The sequence below is a fragment of the Orlajensenia flava genome (assembly GCF_004801905.1).
In the GTDB taxonomy this organism is placed as follows: domain Bacteria; phylum Actinomycetota; class Actinomycetes; order Actinomycetales; family Microbacteriaceae; genus Orlajensenia; species Orlajensenia flava.
In genome coordinates this window covers 58,498-81,112 of sequence record NZ_SSSN01000007.1, presented here as the reverse complement: position 1 = coordinate 81,112, position 22,615 = coordinate 58,498, and the positions used below count along the sequence as shown (strand labels likewise).

General features: G+C 68.6%; 26 protein-coding genes. 13 read left to right on the top strand and 13 right to left on the bottom strand.

Going from position 1 to position 22,615, the window contains the following annotated elements:
* Window positions 1-3: 3 nt before the first annotated feature.
* Window positions 4-651 (top strand): TetR/AcrR family transcriptional regulator, encoded by a 648-nt coding sequence (locus E6C70_RS10535; protein WP_235833390.1) that lies wholly within the window; start codon window positions 4-6, stop codon window positions 649-651.
* 5 nt (window positions 652-656) lie between these two features.
* Here the strand turns inward: E6C70_RS10535 and E6C70_RS10530 are convergent, their stop codons facing one another.
* Window positions 657-1,757, bottom strand: coding sequence for an ABC transporter permease (locus E6C70_RS10530; RefSeq protein WP_136424514.1), 1,101 nt, complete (start codon window positions 1,755-1,757; stop codon window positions 657-659).
* Window positions 1,754-2,644, bottom strand: coding sequence for an ABC transporter ATP-binding protein (locus E6C70_RS10525; RefSeq protein WP_136424513.1), 891 nt, complete (start codon window positions 2,642-2,644; stop codon window positions 1,754-1,756). Before E6C70_RS10525 ends, E6C70_RS10530 begins: the two co-directional genes overlap by 4 nt.
* Before the next feature lie 248 nt (window positions 2,645-2,892).
* On the opposite strand from E6C70_RS10525, the gene E6C70_RS10520 reads away from it, so the two are divergent.
* Window positions 2,893-3,600, top strand: coding sequence for an AAA family ATPase (locus E6C70_RS10520; protein ID WP_136424697.1), 708 nt, complete (start codon window positions 2,893-2,895; stop codon window positions 3,598-3,600).
* A 31-nt stretch (window positions 3,601-3,631) separates the two neighbouring features.
* Complete coding sequence (locus E6C70_RS10515) at window positions 3,632-4,141, top strand: EXPERA domain-containing protein (RefSeq protein WP_136424512.1); 510 nt, start codon at window positions 3,632-3,634, stop codon at window positions 4,139-4,141.
* Here the strand turns inward: E6C70_RS10515 and E6C70_RS10510 are convergent.
* Window positions 4,138-4,770 carry a uracil-DNA glycosylase gene (locus E6C70_RS10510; RefSeq protein WP_136424511.1) on the bottom strand — a complete coding sequence of 211 codons (633 nt, stop codon included), beginning with the start codon at window positions 4,768-4,770 and terminating at the stop codon, window positions 4,138-4,140. The genes E6C70_RS10515 and E6C70_RS10510 overlap by 4 nt on opposite strands.
* Before the next feature lie 104 nt (window positions 4,771-4,874).
* On the opposite strand from E6C70_RS10510, the gene E6C70_RS10505 reads away from it, so the two are divergent.
* A complete protein-coding gene (locus E6C70_RS10505) occupies window positions 4,875-6,176 on the top strand; it encodes an MFS transporter (protein WP_136424510.1) in 1,302 nt (433 codons plus the stop codon).
* Window positions 6,177-6,180: 4 nt separating this feature from the next.
* Here the strand turns inward: E6C70_RS10505 and E6C70_RS10500 are convergent, their stop codons facing one another.
* The 4 genes from E6C70_RS10500 to E6C70_RS10485 form a co-directional block, all read right to left on the bottom strand.
* A complete protein-coding gene (locus E6C70_RS10500; protein ID WP_136424509.1) occupies window positions 6,181-6,570 on the bottom strand; it encodes a hypothetical protein in 390 nt (129 codons plus the stop codon).
* 46 nt (window positions 6,571-6,616) lie between these two features.
* Window positions 6,617-7,012, bottom strand: coding sequence for a PPOX class F420-dependent oxidoreductase (locus tag E6C70_RS10495; RefSeq protein WP_136424508.1), 396 nt, complete (start codon window positions 7,010-7,012; stop codon window positions 6,617-6,619).
* A 70-nt stretch (window positions 7,013-7,082) separates the two neighbouring features.
* Window positions 7,083-7,733: an SDR family NAD(P)-dependent oxidoreductase gene (locus E6C70_RS10490; protein ID WP_136424507.1), complete on the bottom strand. Its 651-nt coding sequence runs from the start codon at window positions 7,731-7,733 to the stop codon at window positions 7,083-7,085.
* A 303-nt stretch (window positions 7,734-8,036) separates the two neighbouring features.
* Window positions 8,037-9,479, bottom strand: a complete 1,443-nt coding sequence (locus tag E6C70_RS10485; RefSeq protein WP_207670104.1) for a DUF6421 family protein — start codon at window positions 9,477-9,479, stop codon at window positions 8,037-8,039.
* A gap of 275 nt (window positions 9,480-9,754) precedes the next feature.
* Here E6C70_RS10485 and E6C70_RS10480 point away from each other — a divergent pair, with 275 nt between their 5' ends.
* Entirely contained in the window at window positions 9,755-10,309 is a 555-nt protein-coding gene (locus tag E6C70_RS10480; RefSeq protein ID WP_136424506.1) for a hypothetical protein, read from the top strand.
* A gap of 104 nt (window positions 10,310-10,413) precedes the next feature.
* On the top strand, window positions 10,414-11,178 hold the full coding sequence (locus E6C70_RS10475) for a DNA alkylation repair protein (protein WP_136424505.1): 765 nt from the start codon (window positions 10,414-10,416) through the stop codon (window positions 11,176-11,178).
* A 15-nt stretch (window positions 11,179-11,193) separates the two neighbouring features.
* On the opposite strand, the gene E6C70_RS10470 is transcribed toward E6C70_RS10475, so the two are convergent.
* From E6C70_RS10470 to E6C70_RS10455, 4 genes are all read right to left on the bottom strand, one after another.
* On the bottom strand, window positions 11,194-12,096 hold the full coding sequence (locus tag E6C70_RS10470; RefSeq protein WP_136424504.1) for an ABC transporter permease: 903 nt from the start codon (window positions 12,094-12,096) through the stop codon (window positions 11,194-11,196).
* A gap of 27 nt (window positions 12,097-12,123) precedes the next feature.
* Window positions 12,124-13,179: an aliphatic sulfonate ABC transporter substrate-binding protein gene (locus tag E6C70_RS10465; RefSeq protein WP_136424503.1), complete on the bottom strand. Its 1,056-nt coding sequence runs from the start codon at window positions 13,177-13,179 to the stop codon at window positions 12,124-12,126.
* Window positions 13,180-13,222: 43 nt separating this feature from the next.
* Window positions 13,223-14,086: an ABC transporter ATP-binding protein gene (locus E6C70_RS10460; protein WP_136424502.1), complete on the bottom strand. Its 864-nt coding sequence runs from the start codon at window positions 14,084-14,086 to the stop codon at window positions 13,223-13,225.
* 93 nt (window positions 14,087-14,179) lie between these two features.
* Window positions 14,180-14,656, bottom strand: coding sequence for a GNAT family N-acetyltransferase (locus E6C70_RS10455; RefSeq protein WP_136424501.1), 477 nt, complete (start codon window positions 14,654-14,656; stop codon window positions 14,180-14,182).
* Window positions 14,657-14,707: 51 nt separating this feature from the next.
* On the opposite strand from E6C70_RS10455, the gene E6C70_RS10450 reads away from it, so the two are divergent.
* Window positions 14,708-15,544, top strand: coding sequence for an SDR family oxidoreductase (locus E6C70_RS10450; protein ID WP_136424500.1), 837 nt, complete (start codon window positions 14,708-14,710; stop codon window positions 15,542-15,544).
* Between the two features lie 137 nt (window positions 15,545-15,681).
* On the opposite strand, the gene E6C70_RS10445 is transcribed toward E6C70_RS10450, so the two are convergent.
* Together E6C70_RS10445 and E6C70_RS10440 are read right to left on the bottom strand one after the other, a co-directional pair.
* Window positions 15,682-16,023, bottom strand: a complete 342-nt coding sequence (locus tag E6C70_RS10445; protein ID WP_136424499.1) for a DUF6264 family protein — start codon at window positions 16,021-16,023, stop codon at window positions 15,682-15,684.
* 2 nt (window positions 16,024-16,025) lie between these two features.
* Window positions 16,026-16,865, bottom strand: a complete 840-nt coding sequence (locus tag E6C70_RS10440; RefSeq protein ID WP_136424498.1) for an exodeoxyribonuclease III — start codon at window positions 16,863-16,865, stop codon at window positions 16,026-16,028.
* 163 nt (window positions 16,866-17,028) lie between these two features.
* Here E6C70_RS10440 and E6C70_RS10435 point away from each other — a divergent pair, with 163 nt between their 5' ends.
* From E6C70_RS10435 to E6C70_RS10410, 6 genes are read left to right on the top strand one after another with little or no spacing between them, the layout of a single operon-like run.
* Complete coding sequence (locus E6C70_RS10435) at window positions 17,029-17,706, top strand: cell wall protein (protein WP_207670103.1); 678 nt, start codon at window positions 17,029-17,031, stop codon at window positions 17,704-17,706.
* Window positions 17,707-17,764: 58 nt separating this feature from the next.
* A complete protein-coding gene (locus E6C70_RS10430) occupies window positions 17,765-19,462 on the top strand; it encodes a DUF4012 domain-containing protein (protein ID WP_136424497.1) in 1,698 nt (565 codons plus the stop codon).
* 39 nt (window positions 19,463-19,501) lie between these two features.
* Window positions 19,502-20,503: a TIGR03557 family F420-dependent LLM class oxidoreductase gene (locus E6C70_RS10425; RefSeq protein WP_136424496.1), complete on the top strand. Its 1,002-nt coding sequence runs from the start codon at window positions 19,502-19,504 to the stop codon at window positions 20,501-20,503.
* A 2-nt stretch (window positions 20,504-20,505) separates the two neighbouring features.
* Window positions 20,506-21,276, top strand: coding sequence for a coenzyme F420-0:L-glutamate ligase (gene cofE, locus E6C70_RS10420; RefSeq protein ID WP_136424495.1), 771 nt, complete (start codon window positions 20,506-20,508; stop codon window positions 21,274-21,276).
* Complete coding sequence (gene cofC / locus E6C70_RS10415; RefSeq protein ID WP_136424494.1) at window positions 21,273-21,929, top strand: 2-phospho-L-lactate guanylyltransferase; 657 nt, start codon at window positions 21,273-21,275, stop codon at window positions 21,927-21,929. Before cofE ends, cofC begins: the two co-directional genes overlap by 4 nt.
* Window positions 21,926-22,336, top strand: a complete 411-nt coding sequence (locus tag E6C70_RS10410) for a PPOX class F420-dependent oxidoreductase (protein WP_136424493.1) — start codon at window positions 21,926-21,928, stop codon at window positions 22,334-22,336. Before cofC ends, E6C70_RS10410 begins: the two co-directional genes overlap by 4 nt.
* Window positions 22,337-22,615: the final 279 nt, after the last annotated feature.

Here is a 22,615-nt window from a genome sequence, read left to right as displayed (position 1 = left end):
AGGGTGAACAGGACGAAGACGCAGGCGACGGGAGGCACGCGGATGGCGAACGCGACCACCCGACGGCGCGGCCGAGCCGCCACCGCGACGGCCATCGAGCGCGCCGCGATCGACCTCGTGCTCGCCGACGGCTACGACCACGTGACCGTCGACATGATCTGCGCGGAAGCCGGGGTGTCGCAGCGCACGTTCTTCAACTACTTCAAGACGAAGGATGCCGCGCTGCTCGGTGGCGCCGACCCCGAGATCGACGAGGCGAGAGCGGCGGAGTTCATCGTCTCGACGGGACCGCTCCTCGTCGAGGCCGTCGGCCTCATCCGAGTCGACCCTGCCTTCGCCGCCAACGAGGAGCTGTTGACGGAGCGCATCCGTGCCATCTCGACGAGTCCCGAGTTGCTCGCCCGGCAGATGGAGCGCATCGCCACGCTCGAGTCGGAGGTGCGGGCCATCATCGTCGCGCGCCTGCAGCACGATGTGGGCGATCCCGACGCCGACGTGAGGGCCCAGGCCGACCTCATCAGCAACCTGCTTGCCGGCGCGATCCGCTACCTTGGCCAGGCTTTCGCGCGCGAGGCCGATCGAACGGATGCCGCGAGCGCGACCGAGGGATTCGCGACGCTGGTCGCATCCGTCCTCCCGAAGCTCGGCTGAACGCCTCAGCGGGAGAGCGCCTCGCGGATCTTCACGCGCCCGCCCATCTTGAGCAGCGACCCGGCGTAGATGCGCTCGCCGATCCACAGGACGACAGCGGTGGACGCGAGCAGGATCACCAGCGACAGCAGCGGCTCCCACCACTGCGCCTGACCGAGGAAGATGCGCATCGGCATGCCGACCGGGGCCGAGAACGGCACGTAGCTCATGATCGTGAGCACCGTCGGGTTGCTGCCCATCGTGATGACGAGGAGGTAGGGAATCATCACGAGCAGGGTAACCGGTGAGGTCACCGAACCCACGTCCTCCGAGCGCGAGACCAAGGAGGCCGCCGCGGCGAACAGCGCGGCGAGCATGATGAAGCCGAACACGAAGAAGACGACGAACCAGATGATGGACGGGCCGAGCGCGCTGACGGTTACCCGTTGACCGGTGATGGTGAGAGCCACGACGGCGAGGATGGCTATCGCCAGGATCTGGCCGATCGCGAGGATGCTGTTGCCGAGCACCTTGCCGGCCATCAGGGCGCGGACGGGGATCGAGGAGAGGAGTAGCTCGACGACCCGGGTCTGCTTCTCCTCGACGACACTCTGGGCGATCGTCGACCCGAACGTGATGCCCGACATGAAGAACACCAGCCCGAAGCCGAGCGCGACGAAGTAGGTCAGCAGCGGGTTGGGTGCGTTCGGATCGAGCAGCTCGACGTGCGGGGTCTGGCTGAGCACGCCGACCACGTCGTTCGGCACGGAATCGTTGCCGACCACGGTGAGGCCCGTGGGGTTGGCCGGTGTGACGCCGCTGTCGAGGATGATGGCGTCGATGTCGCCCGCCTTCAGCATCTTCTCCGCCTCGGCCTGCGAGTCGGTTGCGACGTAGGTGAGTCCCCTGTCGGCCTGAACCGTCTGGATCGCGCCGCCCACCGCCGCCACCTTGGGCGTCGACCCGTTGGCGCTCACGAGACTGCCGATGAGGATGGAGGCGAGCACGGCGAGCAGCAGCAGACCGGTGGAGATGAGGAAGGCCTTGCTGCGCAGACGCATCGTGACCTCGCGGGCCGTCACCAGTGCGATGCTGCTGGTCAGGCTCGGGGTGGTGTAGTCGCTCATCGCACGACCTCCTTGAAGATCTGGGCCAGGCTCACGTGCTGCCGACCGAAGCTGACGACGTCGCCGTGGTCCAGCGCCCGCCGCAGCACCTGTTGGCGCGCATCGTCGGAATCGGCTTCGAAGAGCGCGTAACCGCCATCCGACGACAGCACCCGGATGCCGGGCTCGTCGCGCAACCAGCCGGCATCCTTGCTGAGCAGCAGCTCCCAGACCGCTGGCGCATGCTCGTCGCGCAGCTTCTCGCGGTCTCCGGATGCTCGGATGCGCCCGTCGGCGATGATGACGAGGTCGTCGCACAACCGCTCGACGATGTCGAGCTGGTGCGAGCTGAACAGCACCGGAGCACCGCCCGTCGCGTAGTCGGAGAGCACCGACTGCACGTTCTCGACGGCCATCGGGTCGAGCCCCGAGAACGGCTCGTCCAGCACGAGCACGTCGGGCCGGTGCACGAGCGCGGCGGCGATCTGCGCCCGCTGCTGGTTGCCGAGGGACAGCCGTTCGACCGGGTCGTCCATCCGCTCGCCGAGTCCCAGCCGTTCGAGCAGTTCGCTCGCGTTCCGACGGGCTGCCGCAGGGGTCCAGCCGTGCAGTCGCCCGAAGTACACGATCTGCTCGAGCACCTTCATCTTCGGGTAGAGGCCGCGCTCCTCGGGCATGTAACCGAAGCGACGTCGGTCGACAGCGGTGAGCGGAGCTCCGTCGATGCTCACGGACCCGGCTCCCGGATCGGCGTTGAGCACGCCCAGGATGATGCGCATCGCGGTGGTCTTGCCTGCGCCATTTCCGCCGACGAAGCCCGTCATCCTCCCGTCGCCGACCGTGAAGCTCACGTCGTCGAGAGCCACGCGCTCGCCGTAGTGCTTGCTGACGTGCTGAAGTTCGAGCATTCCTTCACGGTAGGGGAACGGATGCCGCGGGTCACGCCCTTGCGCGGCGAAGCGGCGGATGCGCGGCTCTCCGCCGCTTCGCCGTGGTCTGCGCCAGTTCGCGGGGCGCGGACGCGGGTGAATTGGCGCGAAGAGTGACGGGTCGAGTGACGCACCTCCGCAGCGGCCACAACGACTCGTAGGTGGCTGACGATCAACATCGAGGTGAACGACTGGGACCCGGATGAGGGAGAAGATGGGGCGTGCGCATGTCACTGCTGCCCATCCGTCGCGTCGAACAACATCCCGACGCCGAGGTGTCGCGCTCGGCCTGGCCGGCCACCCTGGCACCGGTACGGCAACTGCTCGACGATGGGTTGGATCTCGGCGCCATCACGGTTCTCGTCGGGGACAACGGCGCGGGCAAGTCGACCATCGTCGAGGCGCTCGCGCTGGCATTCGGCCTCAACGCGGAAGGGGGAACGATCAGCGCGATGTACTCCACCCGCTCGAGCGAGTCCTCGCTGGGCGATCAGTTGCGGCTCGTCCGCGACGGTGGGGCGTCCAAGCGCGGCTTCTTCCTCCGCGCCGAGACCATGCACGGACTCTTCACCTACCTGGAGAGCATCGGTGACGTCTCGGGTGTCTTCCACGAGCGGAGCCACGGCGAGTCGTTCCTCGACCTGGTGCTCTCTCGGTCACGGGTCCGCGGTCTCTGGCTGCTCGACGAGCCGGAGTCCGCGCTCTCCCTGCCGGGATGCCTGGCACTCGTCGGTCTGCTCCGGTCGCTCGTCGACGAGGGATCCCAGGTGGTGCTGTCGACCCACTCGCCGATTCTGGCCGCCTACCCCGGTGCCCGCCTGCTCGAACTCGGGGACTGGGGCATCCGCGAGTGCGCATACGACGACCTCGACCTGGTCCGCAACTGGCGGGCGTTCCTCGACGCGCCGGAGCGCTACCTCCGCCACATCGACTAGCGTCGGGGCGACCGGTCGTTACAGTCGGGTCATGCTCGACGCCCCCTCAGCGAACCTGCGCCTGCGCGACCGCCCGATCGACTGGCTCTTCATCGTGGTGTTCTCGATGTTCACCGTCACGAGCCTGATCAGCGACCTGCTGCCGACGATCGGCGTGGACATCTCGCATCCGTCGTCCAACTTCTTCGTCAACTCGAACTGGTGGTACGCCCACGACACAGATCCGCTGTTCATGACGCCGCCCGCCTGGATGCGCATCGTCACCGGGCTGTCGGCCTTCGTCTACATGCCGTTCTACGTTGTGCTCGTCGTCTCGCTCATTCGCGGCTGGAACGCCATCCAGCTGCCGAGCGTCATCTACGCGACCATGATCGCGTCGATCACGGGCATCATCGTGTTCGGCGTCGAGTTCTTCGGCGAACCGGAGTGGATCACTCCGCACCCCGCCAAGTTCCTGGCGTTCAACCTGCCGTACGTGCTCCTGCCCATCCTTCTGCTCATCCGCATGCGCAAGCCGTTGCCCTTCACCCGACGGTTCTAACCTCGGCCGAGCGCCGCCATCTGCTCGGCGAAGACGGCCGCGCCACCCTGGGCCGGATGCCGCACCGCGACCGCCTCGACCCCGCTCGCTGCGAGGGCGTGCTCCGCCTTGCGGCCGATGGCGATGACGGTCTCGACGCCGGATGCGCGGATCAGTTCGACCGCGACAGGCGTTCCGGCGCGCACCTCATCGGGGCGGGGAGTGCGGTTGGTGAGCCGGTCGCCGGCGACGAACGGATGCGTCGGCGAGATCGCCCAGATGAACGGCAGCGGGCGCTCCCACTGCCCGAGCGCCTTCCAGACGCTGGCGCTCGACGCCTCCCATGGCGCGGTCGGATGCTCCGGAGCGAGGAAGCCGTCGCCGTCGGGATGCCCGGTGACGAGGCCGGGGCGAGCGGACAGCTCCCGCACGCTCGTGAAGGGGATGCCGGTGTTGGTGTTACCCCGCCACCCCGGCGCCTCGCCGATGAGCACGGCATCCGGTCGCCGCTCGTCGACGAGGGAGAGGAAACGCAGCAGGTTGGAGCGCCGCAATGCCCCGTCGCGGGTGCTCGCGTCGTAGAGCTGCTCGGCATCCGGTGCGATAGGAACAGCGTCGAGGAGGCCGAGGAAGGCCGTGAGATGAATCATCGTTCTCGATGATCCCACTGCTCTGGCGCGTCGTGACGGGCGGGGCGTAGGCTCCCGACCGACTGGACGCGCCCGCGACGCCAGCATCCGAGAGGGGGGCGGGGATGAACGCCGACGCGCGACGCGTGCAGCGCATCTACCTCGCCCTCATGCTCGGCAATACTCTCGCCGCGTCCTTCATCTGGGGCATCAACACGCTGTTCCTGCTCGACGCGGGCCTGACCAATTTCGAGGCTTTCGCGGCCAACGCATTCTTCACGGCCGGCATGGTGATCTTCGAGATCCCGACCGGCGTCGTGGCCGACACCGTCGGACGCAAGGTCTCCTACCTGCTCGGCACGGTGACGCTCGCCGTCACGACGGCGCTGTACTGGATGCTCTGGCTCTGGCATGCGCCGTTCGTGTGGTGGGCGATCGTTTCGGTGCTGCTCGGCCTGGGCTTCACCTTCTTCTCCGGCGCGGTCGAGGCGTGGCTGGTCGACGCGCTCGCCTTCGTCGGCTACCGCGGCGACATGGAGTCGGTGTTCGGACGCGGCCTCGTCGTCGACGGCATCGCCATGTTCGGCGGCTCGGTGCTCGGCGGCGTGATCGCGCAGGCCACCAACCTGGGTGTCCCGTTCCTGTTGCGCGCCGGTGTGCTGGTGGTGATGTTCGTCTTCGCCGCGTTCGTCATGCGCGACCTGGGTTTCACGCCCGACAAGTCCGAGGGTCCCCTCGCGGCGACGCGCACGGTGCTCCGCGACTCGATCCGCTACGGTCTGCGGCGCCCGTCGGTGCGCTACGTCATGCTCGCCGCCCCGTTCGCGTCGGGCGTCGGCATCTACGCGTTCTACGCGCTGCAGCCCTACCTGCTCGAGCTCTGGGGAGACACCTCGGCGTACGGCATCGCGGGACTCGCGGCTGCACTGCTCGCACTCGCCCAGGTCTTCGGCGGATTGCTGGCTCCGCGCATCCGTCGGCTGTTCCGGATGCGCACGACGACCATCATCCTCGCCTCCGTCGCGGGCGCGCTGGGCCTCATCGCCCTGGGCCTCAACTCGATCTTCTGGCTGGCCATCATCCTTCTCGCCGTGTGGGGATTCGTCTTCGCGGCGGTCGGACCGGTGCGGCAGGCCTACCTCAACGGCATGATCCCGTCGAAGCAGCGCGCGACGGTGCTCTCGTTCGACTCGCTGCTCGGCAGCGCGGGCGGCGTGGTCATCCAGCCGGCGCTCGGCCGTGCGGCGGATCTCTGGGGCTACGGCACGTCGCTCGTCATCGGTGGCGCGATCGAGGTGATCGCCATCCCGTTCCTGTTCGCCAGCAGGCGGCAGCACGATCCGGCTGACGCGGCCATCGATGCTGCGGCGCCCGTTCCCGTGTCACCCGAGGGCGTCCCGCCCGACGCGGCTGCACCGAAGGGCTGAACCCTCAGCTGCGCCGTCTCTCGCGACTGGCCTTCGGCAGCAGGAATCGCTCGGCCAGCCAGGTGATGACCCCCGTCACGATCCAGACGATGAGCGTCGCGAACACCCAACCGACGATCGTCGTGATGACGATGCCATCCGGGAAGAGACTCGCGATGAGCAGCGCGGCGAAGGCTGCGATGACGCCGGCGACCGCGGTGACGGCGGGCCCGTTCTGACGGAGGAATCGGCGCACGATCCAGTCCACGACGAGCTGGACGATGGCGAAGACCACGACGGCGACGAGGAATCCGGCGAGGTGCAGGGTGAAGTCGCGCACGAGGAGCGACGTGATCCACAGGCCGAGCGCGGCGGAGCCGAGGAAGATCGCGATCTTGATGAGCAGTCGCACCATGTGCTGAAACTATCGGCGCGCTGCACCCGGGTCAACGCTGGCTGGGCTACTTCCGCTGCGTGCGCTCCACCGACATCGACAGGATGACCCGGTCGGCGATGTCGGGCGGCGGCTGCGTGTCCGCATCCCCGTATCGGGTGCCGAGGTGAACGTAGAAGGCGCCTGCCGGGTCGGGCTCCACATCGACCAGTGTGCCGCGCACCTCGAGGAAGCGGTACATGTCGTCGGTGTCGACGACGAGCAGGCTCATCGCCGGGTTGCGCTGGAGGTTGCGGTACTTCGCGCGCTCCGTCGTGTGGGTGAAGCGGATGCGGTCGCCGTCGGCGTCGTACTCGAACCACATCGGGTTCACCTGCACGGTGTCGTCGGGGCGGATCGTGCCGAGCGACCCGAACAGCGGTCGCTCGAGCAGGTCGACGAGGTCGTCAGGGATGGCGGTCATGGTCTCTCCTCGCATTCCGGCGGTCGATACTCGACGCGGTGAGGCGCCGATCTCTGCCTGTGAGGTCAGCCTAGGACGGGCCGAACACCCAGTCTCTCCCGTTGATTTCTGCCGCGGGCCGATCCCACAGGTTCAGGATGGACGCCGCGATGGCACGCTCCATACCGGCGAGTGCGGTGACGCGATAGATCGAGGCGCCCGCCGTTCCGCCCTTCGCGAAGCCCGCCGCAACGGCTTTGGTCCAGGTCTCGCTCGCCGCCTTGACGGCCGCGTAGTTGGCGCCGCCGGGCTTGGGGTCGGCGACGGCGGTGGACGAGATGATCACGAGTCGGCCAGCCGAGGAGGCCACGAGGTCGTCGTAGAACGCGCGTGAGGTGTGCCGCAGCGCCGCGAAACTGCGCTCGAGGACGCGGTAGTCCGCATCGCTCTGCCCGGCAAGGCCGCCGCCGCCCCGCCAGCCGCCCACGAGGTTGACGAGCCCGTCGATCGGCCCCGATGCCGAATGGACGCGCTGGGCCAGATCGCTCACAGCCGCTTCGTCGGTGAGGTCGGTCAGCTCGGTACGGATGCCGGGCAGCTCCTCTGCGAGAGCGGTGAGCCGGCCGGCATCCGAGCCGACGCTCACAACTGAGGCGCCGAACGACAGCAGCACCTCAGCGAGAGCGCGACCGCTCGCGCTGGTTCCGCCCGCAATGACGATGGTGCGCCCCTCCACGCCCATCAGAGCGCACCGCCGATCACGGTTCGAGGGCCTTGATACGCGGAGCCGCTGCGCGTCTGCTGCGGTTCCGCTGGTTGAGTAGCGCGCGACGAAGGAGCTCGCGTATCGAAACCCGCCGGTCGCACGTGCGAGGGTCTCGATACGCGGAGCCGCTGGCGCGTCTGCGCTACTCGACCGGCAGTACCGCTGGTTGAGTAGCCCGCGAGCGCAGCGAGCAGGCGTATCGAAACCCGCCTGTCGCCCATGCGAGGGTCTCGATACGCGGAGCCGCTGCGCGTCTGCGCTACTCGACCAGCAGTGCAGTCAGGCATCCGTTCCCCGGATGCCGACGGTCGACTCGATGACCGCCTTCATCTTCTTGTCGAGGGCCTCGTAGAACATCGACAGCGGGAATTCGTCGTCGAGCACGAGGTCGGTGTAGCCCTTCGGCGGGCCGGCCAACACGTCGTCCGGCAATCCGCGCGCCCAGTTCGACGCCGGGTGGGGCGTGAGCACCGAAGCGACCAGCTCGTACGCGGCGAGCCAGTGCGCCACCTTCGGTCGGTCGATCGACTTCCAGTACAGCTCGTCGATCGCGTCGCCGAGCGCGACGACGGCATCCGGAACCGCGTCCCAGTCGAATGCGAGAGAGGTGTCCGTCCAGTGCAGCACGTGCTTCTGGTGCAGCCACGCGAACAGCAGCTGGCCGCCGAGCCCGTCGTAGTTGCGCACGCGCGTGCCGGTGATGGCGAAGCGGAAGATGCGGTCGAAGATAACGGCGTACTGCACGAGCGTCGCCTTCTCGAGCGTCTGGGCATCGAGCGCTCCGAGCTCCTCACCCGCACTCACCCGAGCCCGCAGCGCACGGGTGATGCGCACCGACTCGCGGAACGCGGTGAGGTCGCAGCGCAGCTCCTCGAGGGAGTAGAGGAAGAACGGCATGCGCTGCTTGATCATGAACGGGTCGAACGGAAGGTCGCCGCGCATGTGCGTGCGGTCGTGAATGATGTCCCACATCACGAAGGTCTCTTCGGTGAGGTGCTGGTCGTCGAGCATGCGGGCCGCGTCGGCGGGCAGGTCCAATTTGGTGATCTCGGCTGCGGCGGCGACAACGCGGCGGTACCGGGCGGCCTCGCGGTCCTGGAAGATAGCACCCCACGTGAACGTCGGGATCTCGCGCATCGCCACCGTCTCGGGGAACAGCACGGCCGAGTTGGTGTCGTAGCCGGGCGTGAAGTCGACGAGCCGCAGCGAGACGAACAGCTTGTTGCCGTAGTCGCCCGCCTCGAGCGCGGCGATGAACTCCGGCCAGATCACCTCGACGATGAGACCCTCCACGAGACGGTTCTGCGATCCGTTCTGCGTGTACATGGGGAACACCACGAGGTGACGGAGGCCGTCGATACGATGCCGCTGCGGCTGGAACGCGGTGAGGGAGTCGAGGAAGTCGGGCACGCCGAAGCCGCCGTCCGCCCATCGGTCGAAGTCGACGACGGATGCGGCCAGGTACTCGGCATCGTGCGGGAAGCGCGGGGCGAGCTCGACGACGGACGCCGTGATGGCGCGAACGTGGTCGCGCGCCTGCGCGTGGTGCGCGGCATCCGGAACAGAACCGTCCTTCACCTGCAGCGCCTGCAGGGCGGTCGCCGCGGCCTTCAGCGCAAGCCACTCGTCTGTGGTCTCGACGTCGGCAGCCGCCTCGAGAGCGTCCTCGAGAACCTCGGGCTCTCCGATGATCGCCTGGCTGTTCATGATGGCGTTGGGCATGGAAACCTCCCGTTCTGAAGGCTCGGGACGCGCGGACGACGTCGTGTGCGGGCGGCGGATGCCGACCTCTTCTCAGGCTAGCGACGGCCTCGCCGCGATTAGTTGCATCCGGGCGCAACGGCGTTGCTCGCTCGCCGTTGCCGCGGCATTCCACGCCGTCCCGGCCGCGGTTTCCCTCGCCGCATTCGCCTCGGCCATAGCGGGCTCATAGGTTTCCGACGTACGGTTGCGGACATCCCCTTTCACCTGAACATCTACGAGGTAGCTTCGTGTCAATGACCCAGCCCCGCTCCACCTTCCCGCTCGGCAAGATCATCCTGCCGATCATCACGCTCGTGCTCGCCGTCATCGCCCTGGCCGTCGGTGCCGTGATGACGTCGTCGTCCATCGCCGCTCTGAACACCTCGCTCGCCGGCGCGCAGCCGACCGCGGCCGACGTGTACGGCGGACAGTCGCTGATCGGAGTCTCCGGCTCGATCCTCGGGGCTGGCATCGTCGGCGTGCTCCTCTCGCTCGCGGCGCTGGGCATCGTGATCGCCCTCGTCCCCCGCCAGGTGGACGAACTCGTCGTGTTCGACGAGCTCGAGTACGACGACCTGGACGACATCGACGACACCACCCCGCAGGTGCCCGCTGCACCGGCTCCGGTGGTCTCGCCCGTCGCCGACCAGCCTGTCGCTCCCGTGGCGTCCGCTCCGGTCGTCGAGGAGCCCGCTGCGGCACCCGTCGGCGAGCAGCCCGACGCATCCGCTCCCGTCGGCGAGGAGCCCGACGTGGAGACGACGACCACCGAGACCGCCGCGAACCGGGACGACAACCCCGCTCGCTGACGCGCTCACCGACGGCACTGGACAGCGGGTCGCCGCGGTCCGGTGCCGTCGCTGTTTCCGGGACAGACGACCGGAGCCGCTGGTTTCACACAGGATGAGAGCCGATGACCCAGGAGTCACCCACGGCCGCTGGAGTGATGGCAGCGCTCGCCGAGCGGGCGGACGCCTCGGACGCCGAGTTCCTCCAGCGCTTCTTCAAGACCGGCCCAGGGCAGTACGGCGAGGGTGACGTCTTCATCGGCGTGCGCGTCCCGCAGATCCGTGCGGTGGCGAAGCGCTTCATCGGCCTCTCGGAGGCGCAGGCATCCGTGCTCCTGGACAGCGAGGTGCACGAGCACCGACTGGCCGCGCTCGTCATCGGCGTGCTGCAGTTCGAGCGTGCCGGTCGGCCAGCCGGCCGCGATGAAGCTCTCCGACTGCGTCTGCATGAGGCCTACCTCGCCGCCGTACAGCGCGGCCGGGTGAACAACTGGGACCTCGTCGACACGTCGGCGGAATACCTCGTGGGCGAATACCTCTACGACACGGATGCCGGCGACGCCGGAAGCGAGCTGCTGAGGCGGTTGGCTGCGAGCCCGTCCCTGTGGGAGCGGCGGGTCGCCGTGCTGGCGACCTTCGGGTTCATCAAGCACGGTGAAGCGGGCCCGACGCTCGACCTGGCGCCGAGACTTCTCGACGACCCGGAGGACCTCATGCACAAGGCCGTCGGGTGGATGCTGCGCGAGGTCGGCAAACGTGTCGACCGGGCGCAGCTCGTCGCCTTCCTCGACGAGTACGCGTCCCGCATGCCGCGCACGATGCTCTCCTACGCCACCGAGCACCTTTCGCCGACGGATCGGGCGGCGTATCGCGCGCTGCCCCGGACGTGAGCGTTGCGACCGGATTCACGCCCAGCGGCGGATCGCCCACCGTTCGAACAGGCCGACGATCGAGTCCGTGAGCTTGCCGAGGATGGCCAGCAGGATGATCGCCAGGATGATGCGATCGATGCGACCGTTCTGTCCCGAATCCAGCAGCAGGAACCCGAGTCCCATCGAGGACGCGATCAGCTCGGCCGCGACGAGGAAGAGCCACGCCTGCGCGAGGGCGAGCCGCAGCCCCGAGATGACCGACGGGACGACCGCGGGCAGCTGCACGGTCGCGAAGAGTCTCACTCCTGAGAGGCCGAACGCGCGGCCCGCCTCGATGAGGTGACGATCGACGTGCCGCAGGGAGGCCGCGACGATCGTGTAGACCGGGAAGAAGGCGCCGATCGAGATGAGGATCACCTTCGACTCCTCCCCGATCTTGAACCACAGGATCAGCAGCGGAATCCACGCCAGGCTCGGCACCGCGCGGATGGCTCCGAGCGTCGGAGCGAGCAGGATGTCGCTGAGCCTGCTCAGGCCGACGACCGCTCCGACCAGCAGTCCGAGCCCGCCGCCCACCGCGAACCCGATCAGCACACGCTGCGTCGAGATGGCGATGTACAGCCCGAGCAGGCCGCGCTGGGCGAGGTCGACCGCCGCGAGCCACACCATCGCCGGCGACGGCAGCTGCGAGAGGGGAACGAGGCCCGTCGTCGACACGATCTGCCAGGCGGCGAGGATGAGCACGGGAATCAGTGCTCCACCGGCGATAACGAACCAGCGTCGGTCGGTGAGGCGACGACGGCCCACGGGGCGCGCCGAGCCGGTAGACCTCGGTGCACCCACTGCCTCCGCGACATCCCGTGCCTCCGCGAACGAGGATCCGACGGATGACGCCACGACCTGCACGCGCTGGTCGGGCGTGGTCTGGTACGTCATCCGTCTCTCCTCACTCGCTGCCGGCGGCTAGCCGATCGCCTTCGCGTCAGCGGCCTTCGCGAAGGTCGGGTTGACGATGCTGTCGAGCGCCTGGTCGACCTGCTGCTGGGAGGCCACGTCGCCGTTCGCGACGAACACCGGACCGATCTTCTTGAGCACTTTCACCTGCGCCGAACCGGGCACGTTGGCGACATCGAGATTGGACCGCTCGGTGATGACAGTGGTCGCCACGGAGGGGTCGAGACCGGCGACGGAGGCGAGGATGTCGGCGGTCTTGGCGGGGTTCTTCAGCGCCCAGGCGCGAGCGTGCTCATACGCGTTCACGACGGTCTGGGCGACGTCGGGCTTGTCCTTGATGAACGACTCGGTCGCGTCGAGGAAGCCGTAGCTGTTGAAGTCGACGTTGCGGTAGATCAGCTTCGCGCCCGACTTCTCGGCTCCAGCCATGATCGGGTCCAGGCCGGCCCAGGCGTCGACGGAGCCGTTCTGCAGAGCCGCCCATCCATCCGCGTGCTGCAGGTTCTGGATGGTGACGTCGTTCGCCGAGAGCCCCGCCTTCTCGAGCGCCTGGAGCAGGAAGAAGTACGGATCCGTGCCCTTGGTGGCGGCGACCTGCTTGCCCTTGAGGTCTTTCACGCTTGTAATGCCGGAGTCCTTGCCGACCACGATCGCCGACCACTCGGGCTGCGAGAAGATGTCGATCACCTGGATGGGCGAACCGTTGGACCGGGCGAGCAGGGCGGCCGAGCCCGCGGTCGAGCCGACGTCGATCGCGCCGGCGCGGAGGGCCTCGTTCGCCTTGTTCGACCCGGCGGACTGAACCCAGTTGACGGTGATGTCCTGCTTAGCGAGCGCCTTCTCGAGCCAGCCCTGGTCCTTGATGATGAGGCTAAGCGGGTTGTACGTGGCGAAGTCGATGTTGAGCGTTCCGCCCTTCGTGATGACGGCCTCATCGCTCGACTGGCTCGTGGCGGCCGGCGCGGCCTGGCTCTCACCGGCCACGCAGCCGGTGAGCAGCAGGGCGACGGATGCCGCGGCGGCGAGCAGGGCGCCGGCGGTTGCGGTCTTTCGGATGAGGGGCATGGATTCTCCTGGCGCTGGTGGGTGCGGGGGGCTGTAGCTGTGTTCAGTAGGGGTAGTGCGGGATAGTGGTGACCGCGGCGACGCCGTGTGCCGTTCCGTGGCGGTCGACTCCAAGGCCGTCGAGCAGCCGGGCGCGCAGTTCGGCGAGCTCGGCCGAGCCCCGGTCGCGCGGCCGATGCCCGGGCACCGTGACGATCTGGCTGACGGATGCCGGTCCTTCTGGCTCGCTGCGCGCGAGCAGCACGACCCGGTCGGCGAGCTGCAACGCCTCGTCGACGTCGTGCGTGACCAGGAGGATCGTGGTCGGCTCTGCCGTGTGGATGTCGATGAGCAGGTCCTGCATCTTGAGCCGGGTGAGCGCGTCGAGCGCGCCGAACGGCTCGTCGAGCAGCAATACGCCGGGACGCCGACACAGAGCCCGCGCCAGTGCGGCACGCTGCGCCATGCCACCGGAGACCTCGCGTGGACGGAGGCCGGCCGATTCGGTCAGACCCACGAGTTCGATGAGCCGGTCAACGTTCTGCCGGGCCCCGACCCGCGGTGTCCCGCGCGGCACGCCGAGGGCGACATTGTCGGCGATGCTGCGCCACGGCAGCAGACGGGGCTCCTGGAACCCGACCGCCGTGCGCGGGTCGAAGTGCCTCACGGGGTTTCCGTCGATGCTGACCGCGCCGGATGTCGGAGCGTCGAGCCCGCCCGCGATGCGCAGGAGGGTCGACTTGCCGCATCCGCTCGCTCCGATGATGGCCACGATCTCGCCCGCACCGACCTCCAGCCTCACTCCCGACAGCACGTCGCGTGTCGCGTCGGGCTTGCGGCGACTACGGATCGAGAACGCCCGCCCCACGTCGGAGAATCCGACCGAGGCTGCGCGGGGAGGCGCAGCGATGGCGGAATCGGCGGACATGCGGGGCTCCAGACGGACGAAGGGTGTCGTTCGAACGTATCCGCGCGCTCCCGCCGTCGCGCTGCCACCCGACCCGGGGCGTAACAGTGCCGATCAGTCGGCCCAGGTCTTCTTCATGTTGATCGCCGTCGTCTCGTAGCCGAGACTCTCGTAGAGCGCTCTCGCACCCGTGTTGTAGGCGAAGACGTTGAGGCCGAGCGAGCTTGCGCCGTGCTCGCGCGCGATCTCCTCGGCGCGCTGCATGATGACTCGCCCGAGGCCTCGCCGACGGAACTCCTCATGCACCTCCACGTCCCACACCCACCAATCGGCTCCCTCGGCGAACGGCCCCACCCACAACCAGCCAGCCTCGCGCCCGTCGAGCATCGCGCTGAACAACAGCTGTCCCGGTGCCGGTTCGCCGTCGGGGAACAGTCGCTCCTCCGACGCCCGCCGGTTCGCAGCCGCAGCCTCAGGAGAATCGCCCGCGTCGATGCGGGACTGCTCGTACTGCGCCATCGAGTCCGGCAACCAGACGGCCAAGCGTTCGCGTGTCATGGGTTGCAGGTTGACGGAGGCGGCATCGCTCATGGCAACGATCGTGGCACAGGAGCGGGATGCGAGCGCTGCGAGAATGGAGGCATGACGAGAACCGCGCGCGGAGCATCCGTGCTCATCACCGGGGCAGCGATGGGGATGGGCAGGCTGTACGCCGAGCGGGCCGTCGCGGACGGCGCCAAGTCGGTGGTGCTCTGGGACCGGGATGCTGCCGGCCTCGCGGCGACCGCTGCCCAACTGGGTGAGAGCTCTCGGGGTCGCACGCGCATCCACTCCTACGTCGTCGACGTGACCGACCTCGGGGCGATCGCCAAGACCGCGCAGAAGGTGCGCAAGGAGGTGGGCAACCCCGACGTGCTCATCAACAACGCCGGAATCGTGCGTGGCAACTCCTTCTTCTGGCAGACCGACAACGGCGACGACACCCGCGCGACCATGCAGGTGAACGCGCTCGCGCCCATGTACATCACCCGCGAGTTCCTGCCCGGCATGATCGCCCGCGCCTACCGGCCGTCGCGCATCGTCAACATAGCGTCGGCGGCCGGCATGGTGTCCAACCCGCGGATGAGCGTCTACGCGGCGTCGAAGGCCGCGCTCATCGGCTGGAGCGATTCGCTGCGACTGGAGCTCGAACAGGACGACCACACCAACGTCCGCGTCACGACGGTGTGCCCCAGTTACATCTCCACCGGCATGTTCGACGGGGCGCGCGGCCCGGTCATGACGCCGATCCTCACCCCCGAGTACGTCGTCGACCGGGTGTGGCGGGCCATGCTCGCCGGCACGCCGATGCTGTTGCTGCCGTGGTCGGTCACGCTCTCGCGCGTGCTGCGCGGCGTGCTCACGCAACGGGCTTTCGACGCCGTCGTCGGGCGCTGGTTCGGTGTGCACCGCACCATGGAGCGCTTCACCGGCCGCTGAGATCCCGTCCGGCAGCGCGCACGTTTCTGACGCCGCGTTTTCGGCCTTGAGCGGGTCGAGTTGACGCATCCTGTCGGCTCGGCGAGGTGGCTCCGACGATTTTCGTCATCTCGCGGGGGCTGCGACAGCGCCGCGCGTCACGACGCCGTGACGATCGCGCCGCCCAGCACATAGCAGCCCACGGCGAGGACGAGACCGGCGAGCGGAATCCAGAACGCGAGTCGACGCCTCACGAGCCACACGATCGCGAGCACCGTCGCGACGACGAAGAGCACGACCGGCCCGTAGAAGGCGATCGAGAACCCGGTGACGTTCGGGCTCGAGCTGCAGGAACCACCGCCGCAGCTCATGGTGAGCAGCGCGGTCATGAAGAACAGCACCACGGTCACGAGACCAAGCACGATCAGGAGGGCGATCGTGAGCGCGAGATCCCAGGCGCGACGCTGCCCGGTCGCGCCCTGTTGCCCCGGGGTCGTCATGCTCAGAAGATCATCGGGCGGTCGTCGTCGTCATCCTCGTGGTCTGCGAGGTCGACCAGGACGGGCACGTGATCGCTCGGCGCCTCGCCCTTGCGCTCGTTGCGGTGGATGGACGCGCCGGTGACCCGGTCGGCGAACGCGGGCGAGCCGAGGATGAAGTCGATGCGCATGCCCTCATTGCGCGGGAAGCGCAGCTGCTTGTAGTCCCAGTAGGTGTAGCCGGTCGGGGCGAGCGGGCGCACGACATCCGTCAGCCCGGCCGTCTCGAGCGCTGCGAACGCGGCCCGCTCCGGCGGCGACACGTGCGTCGACACGCCCTCGACCACGGCCGGGTCACCGTTGTCCTCGTCGAGCGGGGCGACATTGAAGTCGCCCATGAGCGCGAGCGGCAGGTGGGGGTGCTTGGACAGTTGCTCGCGCACGGTGTCGGCGAGCCGGGCGTACCAGTCGAGCTTGTAATCGAGGTGCGGATCGCCGAGGGCGCGCCCGTTCGGCACGTACAGGCTCCAGAGGCGGATGCCGTCGACCGTCACGCCGAGGGCGCGGGCCTCCTTCGGTAGGTCGGGCCCCTCCTCACCCTTCAGGAAGCCGGGCATGTCGTGGAAGGCGGTCTCGACATCCGTCAGCGGGGCGCGGCTGGCGAAGGCGACGCCGTTCCACTGGTTCAGCCCATGCGCGACCACCTCGTACCCGGCCTCCTCGAAGGGGACATAGGGAAACTGGTCTGGCCGGCACTTGATCTCCTGCATGGCCAACACGTCGACGTCCTCACGCACCATCCAGTCCACGGTGCGGGTGACCCTGGCACGGATGGAGTTGACGTTCCAGGTGGCGATGCGCATGGCTCAACTCTAGAGTTCCGCTCCCACACGGCAGCACCGTCCCCACGCCCTGCAGGGTTGTCCACCGTCCCCGATCGGGGGGCAGACCGGCAAAGATCCGTGGAGTAGTGTTGCGTTCGTCTATCACCCGAAGACAGACATACCCGAAACCGCGGAGGCCATCGTGCTCCGAAAGCTGCTTGCTGCCCTGTCCATCGCAGCCGTCCTCGTCGTCGCGCCCGCCGCGGCGTTCGCTGCTGACGGCGACTACCCACCACCCCCACCACCCAAGGAGCTCTCGCTCGCCGGGTCGACGGCGGGCTCCGTCTGCAACGGCGGTGCGCCGTACATCGTCTACAAGGTGCAGCTCAACGACCCCGGCAACATCTCGACGGGCCATTTCGCCAATCTCGTCTTCCCGGACGGGACAGTCGTCCCCTTGGGCCAGCTCGTCCAGTCCCCTACCGATCCCGGCACGTGGACCGTCTCCGGAACCAGGCTCTGGCCCGGCGCCTCGGTCGATGCATCGGGCCAACCCACCGGATGGCCCGGTTGGAAGCAGATCAACGGGCAGTACGTCTACACCGGTGGCAACCACGGTTCCACGCGGAGTGCCACGTCGGCGAAGATCGAGGTGAACCCCGAGATCGCGGTTCCCGTGTCCTACCCCGAGGAGTCGGCATCGTGCTCCGGCCCGAAGACGACCACCACGGTCATGAACACGACCACCTCGTCGAGTAAGGGCTCGCTCTCCTCGACCGGCGTCAGCCCGCTGCTTCTGCCCATCGGCATCACTGCAGCAGTGCTGGTACTGCTCGGACTGGTCGTGTTCCTGCTGATGCGTCGCAGGACGGCCCGTTAGCGAGAACCGACGACGGCGCCGACTGATCTGGGGGATCGTCGGCGCCGTCGTTCTCGTCTTGCTTGGAGTCGCGGCGTGGGTGGGAGTGCGCGGCTGGCTCGCCTCGCGTGAGCTGCAGGCTGCCGTGCCCCAGGCATCCGTCGCCCAGAAGGCCATCGCCGCCGGGGATGTCGCGACCGCCTCCGCCGCGGCGCATGGGCTGGCGAAGCACGCGGCGTCGGCCGCATCGCTCACCGGAGATCCGGTCTGGCGCGCGACCGAGGTGCTGCCGTGGGTCGGCGGCAACCTCCGCGCCGTTCGAGTGCTCTCGTCGAGCCTCGACGAGGCCGCCGGTTCGGCGATCGTCCCGCTGGTGGACCTCGGCTCGAGCCTCGGGGTGTCATCGTTCCGTCCGCAGAACGGCGCGATCGACCTGAAGCCCCTCATCGCTGCGCGGCCGACGGCCGACCGTGCCCAGGCCGCCATGACGCGGGCATCCCACGCCGTGAACGCGATCGACCCGACCGGGCTGGCCGGACCCATCGCCGACGCCCGCACCAAGCTCGCATCGGCGCTCGGCACGGCATCCGGCATCACCGACGGGCTCGACACCACGCTGAAGGTGCTGCCGACCATGCTCGGCTCCGACGGCCCGCGCAACTACCTCGTGCTGTTCCAGAACAACGCCGAGCTCCGCGCCGCCGGCGGTATCCCCGGCGAGGTGGCTCTGCTGCACGCGGAGAACGGCGCTATCAGCCTGGGCACCCAGGCGAGCACCGGCGATTTCCCACACCACCTCGATGCGCCGGTGATGGCGCTGCCCGACGAGACGCGGGCCCTCTACGGCGATCGGCCGGCTGAGTACGTGCAGGACGTCACGATGACGCCCGACTTCCCGCTCACGGCGCAGCTCGCGACGGCCATGTGGACGCAGCGGTTCGGCGGAACGATCGACGGGGTCGTCGCCGTCGACCCCGTCGCCCTCAGCTACCTGCTCACCGCCACGGGTCCCGTCGCTGTGCCCGGCGCGCAGCCCCTCACCGCGGAGAACGCGGTTCAGACCCTCCTCGTCACCTCCTATACCTGGGGTGACGACCAAGCCGCGCAGGATGCCTACTTCAACAGCGCCGCGCGCTCGGCGTTCACCGCGATCCTCGGCGGTGGCGCCAAGCCCGACGCGCTGCTCAAGGGGTTGGTGCGTTCGTCGCAGGAGAACCGCATCTCGCTCTGGAGCGCGAACGCCGCCGAGCAGAAGATCCTCGGCAAGACCACGCTGTCGGGTCTATCGGCCGTGCAGAAGACGGCCGGCCCGCAGGCCTACGGCGTCTATCTCAACGACTCGACCGGCGGCAAGATGGGCGCGTACCTCACGACGGCCGTCGACGTGGGCGCCAAGACCACGCGCGACGACGGCCGGTCTGATGTGTCGATCCGCGTGACCATGACCAACACCGCTCCGGCGGATGCCGCCACCGCTCTGCCCTTCCTCGTCACAGCCGGCGGCCACTACGGCGTCCCGGCCGGCGACATCGCCACGAATGTGGTGGTCTACGGACCGGCGGGAGCGTTCGAGGGTGGTGTGGAGAAGGACGGGAAGCTCGTCAGTTACCAATCGGGAACGGATGGCGGCCACCGCGTCCAGACTCTGCAGGTTTCGTTGCAGCCCGGCCAGTCGGCGAGCTACACGTTCCGGTTCGTGTCCGCGAAGCCCAAGCAGGACGCCCCCGTCGTCGTGCACACCCCGGTGATGAACTCCATCGAGGTGGGACGGCTCTGACGCGGCTGCCCGCCGCTGTGGCGGTGCAAGGATGGAGGCATGTCAGGTCTGCAGGTCGGGTACGCGGCGATGCTCGAGCAGTTCGCCCCGTCCGAGGCCGTGGCGCTGAGCGCCTACGCGGAGCAGCACGGCTTCTCCGGCGTGATGGCTGCAGACCATTTCCAGCCGTGGGTTCCCCAGCAGGGTCAGGCCTCGTTCGTGTGGAATGTGCTGACCGCCGTGGGCGAGCGCACGCGGGGTGACTTCGGTCCCGGCGTGACGGCCCCGACGTTCCGGTGGCATCCGGCGATGGTCGCGCAGGCATCCGCCACGCTGGCCGCCATGTATCCCGGTCGCCACTGGCTGGGTCTCGGCTCCGGCGAGGCGCTCAACGAGCACGTCGTCGGAGGGTACTGGCCCGAGGCGCCCGAGCGCATCAATCGCATGTTCGAGGCGCTGGAGATCATCTCCAAGCTGTTCGCCAACTCGATCGCCGGCAAGGACTACAAGCATTCCGGGCAGTACTTCAAGCTCGAGTCGACCCGGCTCTGGACGATGCCCGAGGTCGCGCCCGAGATCATGGTGGCCACGAGCGGCCCCATCACCGCACGGCGCACCGGCCGGTACGCCGACGGCCTCATCACGGTGGGCGCGCCGCTCGACAAGATCCAAGGGCTCTTCGACAAGTTCGCCCAGGGCGCGCGCGAGGGCGGCAAGAACCCGGCGTCGATGCCGAAGGTCCTGCAGCTGCACCTGAGCTGGGCGCCCACCGACGAGGAGGCGCTGCGCAATGCCATGGTCGAGTGGCCCAACGGCGGCATGAGGTTTCCCAAGGCCGACATCCGTTCGCCGTTCGAGTTCGAACAGATGGCCAAGCTCGTGCGTGCCGAGGACTTCGAGGGTCGCATGGTGATCTCCTCCGACCCCGACGAGCACCGCGCCGAGATCCAGAGATTCGCCGACCTCGGATTCGACCGCATCTACCTCCACAATGTCGGGCGCAACCAGCGGGAGTGGATCGACGTGTTCGGCCGCGACGTCCTGCCGAAACTGAAGGGCTGATCATGCTGCAGGTAGCCGTCATCGAGGGCCTTCCCGAGGTCTCCGCGGGAGACGACCTCGTCGCGCTCATCGCGGAGGCTGCCGAGCTCGAGGACGGGGACATCCTCGTCGTCACCTCGAAGATCGTGTCGAAGTCGGAGGGGCGCATGGTCGCCGCCGACGACCGGGAGCAGGCGATCACCGACGAGACAGTGCGCGTGGTCGCCACCCGCGCGACTGCCAACGGCGGACTGACCCGCATCGTCGAGAACCGGCTCGGCATCATCTCCGCCGCGGCGGGGGTGGACGCCTCGAACACCCCGGACGGCACCGTGCTGCTGCTACCGCTCGACCCCGACGGATCGGCTCGCGCCCTGTGCGTCGGCCTCCGCGAGGCGACCGGCGCATCCGTTGGCGTCATCATCAGCGACACGCTCGGCCGCGCCTGGCGGCAGGGGCAGACGGACGTCGCCATCGGCGCGGCCGGCCTGCAGGTGTTCGACGATCTGCGCGGCAGCCTCGACAACGCGGGCAAGCCGCTCGCCGTGACGATGCCCTGCGTCGCCGATGAGATCGCGTCAGCCGGCGACCTCGTGAAGGGCAAGACCAGCGGGAATCCGGTGGCGGTCGTGCGTGGACTGGGTCGACTCGTCGGCGACCTGGACCTGCCCGGGGCGGCCACCATCGTGCGGCCGGTCGAGGAGGACATGTTCCGCACCGGCACCGACGAGTCCTACGACGAGGGGTACCGGGACGGCTTCGCCGAGGGCCAGGCCGAGGCGGTGGGTTCGTGACCGACGGTGCCGACCCCCGATGGACCGTCGTCGTGCCCGTGAAGGGCTCCGTCGACGCGAAGACGCGCCTGGGCGGCGAACTCTCCGACGGCGATCGGGCGCGCATCGCCGTGGCCTTCGCGCGCGACACCATCGCCGCGGCATCGGCGGCACTTCGCGTCGTGCACGTGATCGTCGTCACCGAGCCGGGAACGCTTGCCGACCTCGACGATCCCGACATCCTCGTGATCGACGACCCCGGCACGGGCCTGAACGGGGCGGTGCGGTTCGGCATCCGCGCGGCGCAGATGGGCTGGCGGCACGATGGCGTCGCCGTGCTGCTCGGCGACCTGCCCGCCCTGCGCTCCGATGATCTCGACGAGGCGCTCGCACAGGCGTTGGCCCATCCGCTGAGCTTCGTTCCGGATGCCGAGGGCACCGGCACCTCGATGATCACCGCGGCCCCCGGCTCCGACCTGGAGCCGTTGTTCGGTCCTGGTTCCGCAGAGGCGCACCGTGCGGCGGGGCACCGTCCGCTCGGGATCGACCCGGCATCCGGTCTGCGACGGGACGTCGACACGCTCGACGCGCTCGCGGAGGCAGAGGCGCTCGGCGTCGGTGCATTCACCCAGGCGGCGCTGGCCGCCATCCGTTCGACGGAGAGGATCGCGTGAGCGCCCCCACCTTCCGTTCGCTCGGAGACGAGGCGTTCGTTTCGCTGACGACGTTCCGCAGGTCAGGAGAGCCGGTGTCGACGCCGGTCTGGATCGCACCGGACGGCGACGCGCTCGCGGTGCGGACGACGGCCGCGACCGGCAAGGTGAAGCGACTGCGCAACTCGTCGCGAGCGCAGCTGCGTCCGTCGACGCGGAGCGGTAAGGTCGACCCCGCGGTCGAACCCGTGGAGGTGGTCGCCGAGGTCCTCATGGACCCGGCCGAGCTGCAGCGGCTCACACCGAACTTCGTGCGGAAGTACGGCGTGCAGTACCGCATCTTCATGCTCATCGAGAGACTCTTCGCGAATAAGCAGCGTCAGGTCGTGGTGCTGCACATCAAGCCCGCATCGCCCACTGCTGGTTGAGTAGGCCCGCGACGAAGGAGCCGGTCGCACCTGCGCGGGTCTCGATACGCGGAGCCGCTGCGCGTCTGCGCTACTCGACCGGCACGGCCGCTGGTTGAGTAGCGAGCGACGAAGGAGCACGCGTATCGAAACCCGCCACCCGCACGTGCGGGGGTCTCGATACGCGGAGCCGCTGCGCGTCTGCGCTACTCGACCAGCAGTACTGATGGTTGAGTAGCGAGCGACGAAGGAGCACGCGTATCGAAACCCGCCCGCGTGACTGGGGGTTGGCTCGGAACC